This window comes from Homoserinimonas sp., assembly GCF_056262345.1.
Genome location: NZ_JBACFR010000222.1, coordinates 1 through 8,295, shown reverse-complemented (window position 1 = coordinate 8,295; position 8,295 = coordinate 1). Strand labels below are relative to the sequence as shown.

Genomic DNA, 8,295 nt, shown 5'->3' with positions numbered 1-8,295 from the left:
AGTTGGCGACACGATGACTGAGCTTTTGCGCGAGCGCTCCCACATCCAAGCGGCGATTCAGGATATTTGTGACGCGTTGATCTCAGAAGAACTCAGTGTGAAATACAAGCCGCATTCGCCGGCACCGCTCGTTCTATGGTGTGCCTAGCGCCCAATGGGCATGAAAAAGGGCCAGCACCCAGATTTCTCTGCGTACCGGCCCAATTCTCTGAACAATCTGCGTAGATTGTCCGAAGCACTCTCTGTGTCCGAAGGGGGACTTGAACCCCCACGCCCTATACGGGCACTAGCACCTCAAGCTAGCGCGTCTACCATTTCCGCCATCCGGACTGGATGTGTTGCTTGTGGCAACGAGGTAAAACTTTAGCACGACTGGAGAGGCTCATTTGTCCACTCGCCGCCGCCCGGGCGAGTCGCGCTCGTGCGGCTAGTACCGTTGAGTGATGACCTCGGATGCACACCTCGACGAGACGGCCCTGATCACCCGCGATCTGATCCGTTTTGACACCAGCAACTATGGAGAGGGTCGCTCAAATGGCGAGGCTGACGCGGCCGAATACGTTGCCGCGAAACTCTCGGCCCTGGGCTTGACCCCTCAGTTGTTCGAAAGCGAGCCCGGCAGGGTGAGCGTGGTTGCCCGCGTCGAAGGCGAGAGCCACGACGAGGCACTTGTCGTCCACGGGCACCTCGATGTGGTTCCGGCGATTCCCGAGAACTGGAGCGTCGACCCATTCGCTGGCGTGATCAAGGACGGCATGATCTGGGGCCGAGGCGCGGTCGACATGAAGAACATGGATGCCATGATCCTCACGGCCCTCGGCGACATCCTCGGCTCGGGCAGGCGGCCAGCGCGCGACCTCGTTGTTGCCTTCTTCGCCGACGAGGAGGCCGGGGGAGTCTTGGGCTCCGGCTATTTGGTGCGCGAGCATCCTGAGCTGTTCGCCGGCGCGACCGAGGCAATAAGTGAGGTTGGCGGCTACTCAATCACGGTCGGCGACCAGCGGGCTTACCTGCTGCAAACGGGGGAGAAGGCCCTCATTTGGGCCAAGCTCGTCGCCCGCGGCCCCGCAGCCCACGGCTCCCGCATCATCACAAACAATGCGGTGACGCGCCTGGCCGAGGCGGTTGCCGCCGTCGGGCGGCTCGAATGGCCCGTGCGCCTCACCGACACAACCGAGCAGCTTCTCGGGGAGATCGCGCGCATTCTGGGCACCGACCCTCAGCGCGTTGGTCCCGAAGAACTTGCGCTGTCGACGGGCACCGCATCCAGTTGGATCCAGGCGTCGCTGCGCACGACCGCCAACCCCACCGTGCTCACAGCGGGCTACAAGCACAACGTTATCCCCGACACCGCAGAGGCGCCCATCGACGTTAGGGCGTTCCCCGGCGAAGAGGATGCCGTGATGGCGGCGATTCAGGATGCGGTCGGCCCCGATATCGAGGTCGTCACGATGTTTCGCGATATCGGCACGGAGACCACGTTCGACGGAGCCCTCGTCGACGCCGTCAAGGCAACGCTCGAACGGCACGACCCCGGAGCCCCCGTTTTGCCGTACTTTCTCGCGGCGGGCACCGACAACAAGGCGCTCAGCAAGCTGGGCATTCGCGGTTATGGGTTCGCGCCGCTCAAGCTGCCTGCCGATCTCGACTTTCCCGGAATGTTCCACGGCGTCGACGAGCGCGTGCCACTCGACGCGCTCGTGTTCGGCAGGCAGGTTCTCCGCGACCTGTTGCTGGAATACTGATTCGGCCCGGCCGCCTGCTCTCAGCGTTCCCGACCGCGCCACCACCTACTGAGGAGACCCGTGAGTTTTATCGAGGCGATCATCCTGGGCCTTATCCAGGGTCTAACCGAGTTTCTGCCGATTTCGTCCAGCGCGCACCTGCGCATCGTCGGCGAGGTTCTGCCCTCGGCAACCGACCCCGGCGCCACCTTCACGGCGATCACGCAGCTCGGCACCGAGGCTGCCGTGGTCATCTTCTTCTGGAAGGACATCACCCGCATCATCGGCCGGTGGTTCCGGCACTTCCGCTCCTCAGAGGGCATCCCCAAGAATGACCCGGATGTTCGCCTCGGCTGGCTGATCATCATCGGCACCATTCCCATCGTCTTGGTCGGCTTCTTTGCGCAGGAATACATCCGCTCGGTCTTTCGCTCACTGTGGGTCGTCGCTATTGTGCTGATCGTCTTCGGCATCCTGCTCGGCCTGGCCGACCTGCTCGGCAAGCGCACCCGCGAGATGAGCGAGATGACCTACCGCAATGGCGTGCTCATTGGGCTCGCGCAGATGCTCGCGCTGATCCCCGGTGTCTCCCGCTCCGGCGCCACAACGACCGCCGGGCTGGCCCTCGGTTACACCCGGCCAGCGGCGGCCCGGTTCGCGTTTCTGCTGGCGATTCCCGCCGTCTTTGGCAGCGGGCTCTATGAGCTGCAGCACAGCCTGGGCGAGCCTGCGGGCTACTACGGCTATGCCGAGACCGCTGTTGCGACCGTCGTCGCCTTTGGTGTTGGCCTCGCCGTGATCGCGTTCCTCATGAACTACATCTCGAAGCACTCGTTCCTGCCGTTCGTGATCTACCGCCTCCTTCTGGGTGGCACTCTGCTCGTGCTGTTGTCGGTGGGGGTGCTCGACCCGCTCTAGGCTTGAGGGGTGAAGTCCTGGAGCCATCCCGCCGTCCCCGCCCTGCCCGGTACCGGCCCCGTGCCCGAGCTCTACGACACGGCAACAGCCTCGCTCAAGCGAGCCTGCGCCACCCCTCACGCGTCGCTCTACGTATGCGGCATCACGCCGTACGACGCGACCCACATGGGCCATGCGGCCACCTACCTTGCGTATGACAGCCTCGTGCGACTCTGGCTCGATGCCGGCAAAGATGTTCGGTACGTGCAGAACATCACCGATGTGGACGACCCGCTGCTGGAGCGTGCGGCGGCCACCGGTGTCGACTGGCGCGAGCTGGCCGAGTCGCAGATCGATCTGTTCCGCAGCGACATGCAACTGCTGGCGATCATCCCGCCGCAGTACTACGTGGGCGTCACCGAAGTCATCGATGATGTTGCGGATGCTGTGGCCACCCTTCTCGAGCGCGGCACGGCATACAGAGTCCCCAGCGACGACGCAGACGACGACATCTACTTCGACAGCATTGCCGCGGAGGCCCAGGGCCCCTGGAAGCTCGGCAGCGAAAGCAACCTCGACCGCGAGACGATGCTCGCCCTTTCGGCGGAGCGCGGGGGAGACCCCCAACGGCCAGGCAAGCGTGACCCGCTCGACCCGCTGCTCTGGCGGGCAGAGCGCTTGGGCGAGCCGGCGTGGGACACCGTGGTGGGCCGCGGTCGACCCGGATGGCACATCGAATGCGCCGTCATCGCCCTCGACCACAACGACCACACGATCACGGTCAACGGCGGCGGTTCCGACCTCGTGTTTCCGCACCACGAGTTCAGCGCCGGTCACATTTCTGCCCTCACGGGGCATGCGCTGGCCGAGATCTATTCGCACGCGGGAATGGTCGCCTACCAGGGCGAGAAGATGAGCAAGTCGCTCGGCAACCTGGTGCTGGTGTCACGCCTTGTGGAATCCGGCGTCGACCCTCGCGCCATCCGGCTGGCCCTTCTCGCCCAGCACTACCGCACCGACTGGGAGTGGACGGATGCCCATCTCGCGCAGTCACGGCAGCGACTAGAAACGTGGCTGCAGTGGGCTGCCGGGGCTACGGCATCGGCAGATGACGCGCTGCTCGACACCCTTCGTTCTGTGCTGCAGCACGATCTCGATACACCGGCCGCTGTCGCTGCTGTGGATGCACGCATCGCGTCGGGTGTTGCGGCTACATCGGTGGCTGTGGCGGCAATCGACGCGCTGCTGGGTATTCGGCTCTAGCCGCGACCGCCGCGGCCATCCCGGCCGTCGGCACGGCCATCGCGGCCGTCTCCGCGGTGCCGCAGGTACTTTTCAAACTCCTGAGCGATGGCCTCACCGCTCGCCTCGGGGGAGTCGACGGTGTCGCGCGCCTGCTCGAGCTGCGCGATATAGCTGGCCATCTCCTCGTCCTCACCGGCGAGCGTGTCGATGTTCTCTTCCCATGCGGTCGCCTGCACCTCAAGCTCGTCGCGCGGCACGGTTACGCCGATCAATGCTTGGAGCTTGTCGAGCAGCGCAAGGGTCGCCTTGGGCGACGGCACACTGTGCACATAGTGGGGAACGGATGCCCACACCGAGAGAGTGGGAACATCCGCCTTCTCGCATGCCTCGGCGAGCACACTGAGAATGCCGACGGGGCCTTCATAGGTGCTGCGCTCGAGCTCAAAGTCCTTGCGCAGTCGTTCGTTCTCACTCGTGATGAAGATCGAGATGGGGCGGGTGTGCGGCACATCGGCCAGCATCGATCCGAGAAAAATAACGCCCTCGATCGACCGGTCTTCTATGGTCTCCACGATCTCGGAGGCGAAGATCTTCCAGTTGCGTGACGGCTCCGTGCCGAGAAGCAGGTAGATATCACCCTCGTCCTCTGGGCCGAAGACGGTCGCGCCGGGCCACACAATCGAGCGGCTGCCATCGTCGTCGATCTTTACCGAGGGGCGGTTGAACTGGTAGTCGAAGTAGTCTTCGGGGTCAACGGCAGCGATGGGTCGCACGGCGAGCGATTCGCGCAGCGCGACGACGGCATTGCTGGCGGCGTCTCCCGCGTCGTTCCAGCCCTCGAACGCGACGACGAGTAGCCGCCCGCCAAGGATCTTGTCAGCCACGATTCCCTACTTCCTTCGCGATCACATCCGATCGCCTGCCATCAAGGATAGAACCCCCGGCAGGGCGTGCGCTCTCGGCCCCGTAGACTCGAAGGTGTGACCGACATTCTCCCCTCTGGCGTTTTTTGGGACATGGACGGCACCATCGTCGATACCGAGCCCTATTGGATGCGTGCCGAGCGAGAGCTGGCCGATGAATATTCCATCTCGTGGGGCCCCGAAGACGCGGTGCAGCTCGTCGGTGCCGCCCTGCTCCATTCGGCCCAGGTGTTCCAGGGCCGAGGCGTTGACCTGCCCTCCGAGGTCATCATCGAACGTCTGAGCTCACGCGTTTCTGACCAGATTCGGCAGGCCGTGCCCTGGCGTCCCGGCGCGCGGGAACTGCTCCTCGACCTGCGTGAGCGTGGCGTGCCGACCGCACTGGTCACGATGTCGTACCGCGAAATGGCGGAGCTGGTGGCCGACTCGATCGGCTTCCCCGCCTTCGATGCGGTGATCTCCGGCGACTCAGTAACCCACGGCAAGCCGCATCCTGAGCCGTATCTGCACGCCGCGTCACTTCTCGGGGTCGACCCCACGGAATGCGTGGCGCTGGAGGATTCACCCACGGGCATCGCGTCCGCCGTCGCGGCCGGCATGGCCACGATCGGCATTCCCGCCCACGTAGACCTGCCCCACAGCACCGAATACACGCTGTGGCCCACACTTGACGGGCGAAGCACCGGTGATCTTGCCGCTGTGCTCGCCACGTCGCGAACGAAAGAAGTCAATCTATGACCGGATTCAGCGGTCCATTCCGCGTCGGCGACAAGGTGCAGCTCACGGGGCCCAAGGCTCGCCTGCACACGATCATTCTTGAGCCGGGCAAGGTGTTTCACTCCCACCGCGGCACGATCGATCACGACGCTATCGTCGGCCTTCCCGATGGCTCGGTGATCACCAACTCGCAGGGCGACGAATATCTGGCTCTTCGTCCGCTGCTCAATGACTACGTCATGTCGATGCCGCGGGGCGCCGCGATCATCTATCCCAAGGATGCTGCCCAGATTCTGGCACTCGGCGACGTCTTTCCCGGCGCAACCGTTGTGGAGGCCGGTGTCGGCTCCGGCGCGCTGAGCCTCTGGCTACTGCGAGCGATCGGGGAGAGCGGAACCCTCAAGTCGTTCGAACGTCGCGAGGAGTTCTCCGACATCGCCCAGGCCAACGTCACGAGCTTCTTTGGCCAGCGGCCCGAGAACTGGTCGGTCACGGTCGGGGACCTCACCGAGGCCCTTCCGCAGACGACAGAAGAAGCATCCGTCGACCGCATCATTCTCGACATGCTTGCACCATGGGAGTGCCTCGACGCGTGCGCCACGGCGCTCCGTCCCGGCGGCGTTATCGTCTGCTACATCGCCACGGTCACCCAACTTTCCCGCGTGGCCGAGGCTATCCGCGCAACCGGCAACTTCACTGACCCGCAGTCCTCCGAGACAATGGTGCGCGGATGGCACGTCGAGGGGCTCGCCGTGCGCCCTGACCACAGGATGGTCGCCCACACCGGATTCCTGCTGACCGCCCGCAGGCTCGCTCCCGGCACGATTCTGCCTCAGCTCAAGCGCCGAGCGTCGAAGACGGAGTTCAGCGACGAGGACGTTGAGCTGTGGACCCCCGGGGCCCTGGGCGAGCGCAGCGGAACGGATAAGAAGCTCCGCAAGACCGTGCGAGTTGCTCGCAGCGCCGCCACACACGCCGTAGCCGCCGAGGAGGCAACGCGCGCAGAGGTCGACGCCGACGCATCCTCACCAACCGACAACTAGAATCGTCGCAATCCGCCGTTATGAAAAGAGGATCCGTGCGCAAGATTTCCGCGCTCATTGCCGTCGCCCTTGTGGTGCCTACCCTGGCCGCGTGCACGTCGGCTTCAACCGAGTGCGGAGTTTTCCCCTCGGGAGACGCGTCGTCGGTAATCAAGGTGACGGGCAAGCTCGGGTCTGAGCCCACGATCGACACCCCGACCCCGGTCATCGCCAAGTCGACCGAGGTGTCGACGGTCATCGACGGCGAAGGGCCGAAGCTTGTCGACGGCCAGCCTGCTCTGGTGGAGATCTCCATCGTCAGCGGCGCGACCGGCGAGATCGTGGATTCCACCGGATACGAGGGTGGCGTCATCCTCACGACAGGCTCAGAGGCTCTGCCTCCCGCCACCGAGGCCCTCGAGTGCGCGTCCGTCGGGTCACGTCTCGTTGTCGTGGGAACGGCGGAGGAGACTCACGGCGGGCAGGCGATTCCCGATGCCGGCGTCGGCGCAGACGACTCCCTCATCTTTATCGTCGACGTGCTCGACGCGTTCTTGCCCAAGGCAGACGGCACGACCAAGCCGGGCAAGAATGGCGACCCGACCGTGGTCCTCGCACCCGACGGCCGCCCCGGAGTCACGATTCCGCCTACGGAAGCTCCGGATGATCTGGTCGTCTCGGTTCTCAAAGAGGGCGACGGCGAAACGGTAGAAGAGGGCGACAAGGTCGTTCTCAACTACTCCGGATTCACCTGGGCCGACAACGAACAGTTCGACAGCAGCTGGGACCGCAATCAGGCCGCCATCTTTGAGCTGAGTGACGGCACCGTCATCGAGGGCTTCATTGACGGACTCGTTGGTCAGAAGGTCGGCTCGCAGGTGCTGCTCGTCATCCCGCCGACTCTCGGCTACGGAGACCAGGCAAGCGCCTCCATCCCGGCCGGCTCAACGCTCGTCTTCGTCGTCGACATTCTCGGAATCGCCGGGTAGTCGATGGCAACTGCGCGCATCCCTGCAGAGGAGAGGCTCTTCAGCCTCGTTCTGGCTCTGCTAGCCACGGATTCTGGGCTCACAAAGCACGAGATTCTTTCGACCGTGCAGGGATACGCGCAGCGCTTCGTCGCGGGCGGCGATAACGCCACACTCGAGCGACAGTTCGAGCGTGACAAAGACGAGATCCGCGAGCTCGGCGTGCCGCTTGAGACGGTGGAGGCCGCGGGGGAGCCGGGCAACAATCAGAACCTGCGCTATCGCATTCCGCGCGGCGAATATGAGTTCCCCACCGATGTGACCTTCTCGCCAGAAGAGACCACGCTGCTCAATCTCGCCGCCGTCGTATGGCGGGAGGGATCCATGTCGGCCGAATCGGCCCGGGCACTCCTCAAGCTGCGCTCTCTCGGTCTTTCGCCGACGGAACCCGTCGTGGGCTACGCCCCCAGGGTCAGGGTGAGGGATGCCGCCTTCGAGCCGCTGTCGATCGCGCTGCAAAAGAGCGTGGCCGTGACGTTCTCCTATCTCAAGCCTGGCCAGGCCACGGCATCCGAACGCACGGTCGAACCGCTCGCCCTCTTTCAGCACGAGGGCCGCTGGCACCTGTTCGCTCGGGTGCCCGGCACCAACGACACCCGCACCTACCTCTTGCGACGCATTGTCAGCAAGGTTGCCATCCTCTCCAAGCCGTTCGTTCCTCCCGCAGGCGATCAGGCTGCCCTCGGACTCGCCGGCGTCAACGAGGTGTGGAACTCCCATGTCGCCCACGTGCGCGTGG

Annotated in this window: 8 protein-coding genes and 1 tRNA gene; 7 read left to right on the top strand and 2 right to left on the bottom strand. The window is 64.5% G+C overall.

The window, feature by feature from the left end; all coding sequences use genetic code 11:
• Positions 1–245: 245 nt before the first annotated feature.
• Positions 246–330, bottom strand: a tRNA-Leu gene (locus tag AC062T_RS10755).
• A gap of 113 nt (positions 331–443) precedes the next feature.
• On the opposite strand from AC062T_RS10755, the gene AC062T_RS10750 reads away from it, so the two are divergent.
• From AC062T_RS10750 to mshC, 3 genes are read left to right on the top strand one after another with little or no spacing between them, the layout of a single operon-like run.
• Positions 444–1,745 carry a M20/M25/M40 family metallo-hydrolase gene (locus AC062T_RS10750; protein ID WP_476029905.1) on the top strand — a complete coding sequence of 434 codons (1,302 nt, stop codon included), beginning with the start codon at positions 444–446 and terminating at the stop codon, positions 1,743–1,745.
• Between the two features lie 60 nt (positions 1,746–1,805).
• The gene (locus tag AC062T_RS10745; protein ID WP_476029903.1) at positions 1,806–2,642 is read left to right on the top strand and encodes an undecaprenyl-diphosphate phosphatase; all 837 of its coding nucleotides are present in this window, start codon (positions 1,806–1,808) and stop codon (positions 2,640–2,642) included.
• Positions 2,643–2,651: 9 nt separating this feature from the next.
• A complete protein-coding gene (gene mshC / locus AC062T_RS10740) occupies positions 2,652–3,884 on the top strand; it encodes a cysteine--1-D-myo-inosityl 2-amino-2-deoxy-alpha-D-glucopyranoside ligase (protein ID WP_476029901.1) in 1,233 nt (410 codons plus the stop codon).
• Here the strand turns inward: mshC and AC062T_RS10735 are convergent.
• Positions 3,881–4,753, bottom strand: a complete 873-nt coding sequence (locus AC062T_RS10735) for a PAC2 family protein (RefSeq protein WP_108516303.1) — start codon at positions 4,751–4,753, stop codon at positions 3,881–3,883. The two genes, mshC and AC062T_RS10735, sit on opposite strands and share 4 nt — an antisense overlap.
• 93 nt (positions 4,754–4,846) lie before the next feature.
• Between AC062T_RS10735 and AC062T_RS10730 the strand changes: the two genes are divergently transcribed.
• The 4 genes from AC062T_RS10730 to AC062T_RS10715 all read left to right on the top strand — a co-directional run.
• Positions 4,847–5,527, top strand: a complete 681-nt coding sequence (locus AC062T_RS10730) for an HAD family hydrolase (protein ID WP_476029899.1) — start codon at positions 4,847–4,849, stop codon at positions 5,525–5,527.
• Complete coding sequence (locus AC062T_RS10725) at positions 5,524–6,549, top strand: tRNA (adenine-N1)-methyltransferase (RefSeq protein WP_476029897.1); 1,026 nt, start codon at positions 5,524–5,526, stop codon at positions 6,547–6,549. The genes AC062T_RS10730 and AC062T_RS10725 overlap by 4 nt, the downstream gene beginning before the upstream one ends.
• A 35-nt stretch (positions 6,550–6,584) precedes the next feature.
• Complete coding sequence (locus AC062T_RS10720) at positions 6,585–7,517, top strand: FKBP-type peptidyl-prolyl cis-trans isomerase (RefSeq protein WP_476029896.1); 933 nt, start codon at positions 6,585–6,587, stop codon at positions 7,515–7,517.
• 3 nt (positions 7,518–7,520) lie between these two features.
• Positions 7,521–8,295, top strand: a 775-nt coding sequence (locus AC062T_RS10715; RefSeq protein ID WP_476029894.1) for a helix-turn-helix transcriptional regulator, incomplete at its 3' end; no start/stop codon positions are given.

What these genes read in the sequence shown, in the direction of transcription:
- AC062T_RS10725 (WP_476029897.1), top strand. Translation starts at nt 5,524, where the DNA reads ATGACCGGATTCAGCGGTCCATTCCGCGTCGGCGACAAGGTGCAGCTC.
- AC062T_RS10750 (WP_476029905.1), top strand. Translation starts at nt 444, where the DNA reads ATGACCTCGGATGCACACCTCGACGAGACGGCCCTGATCACCCGCGAT.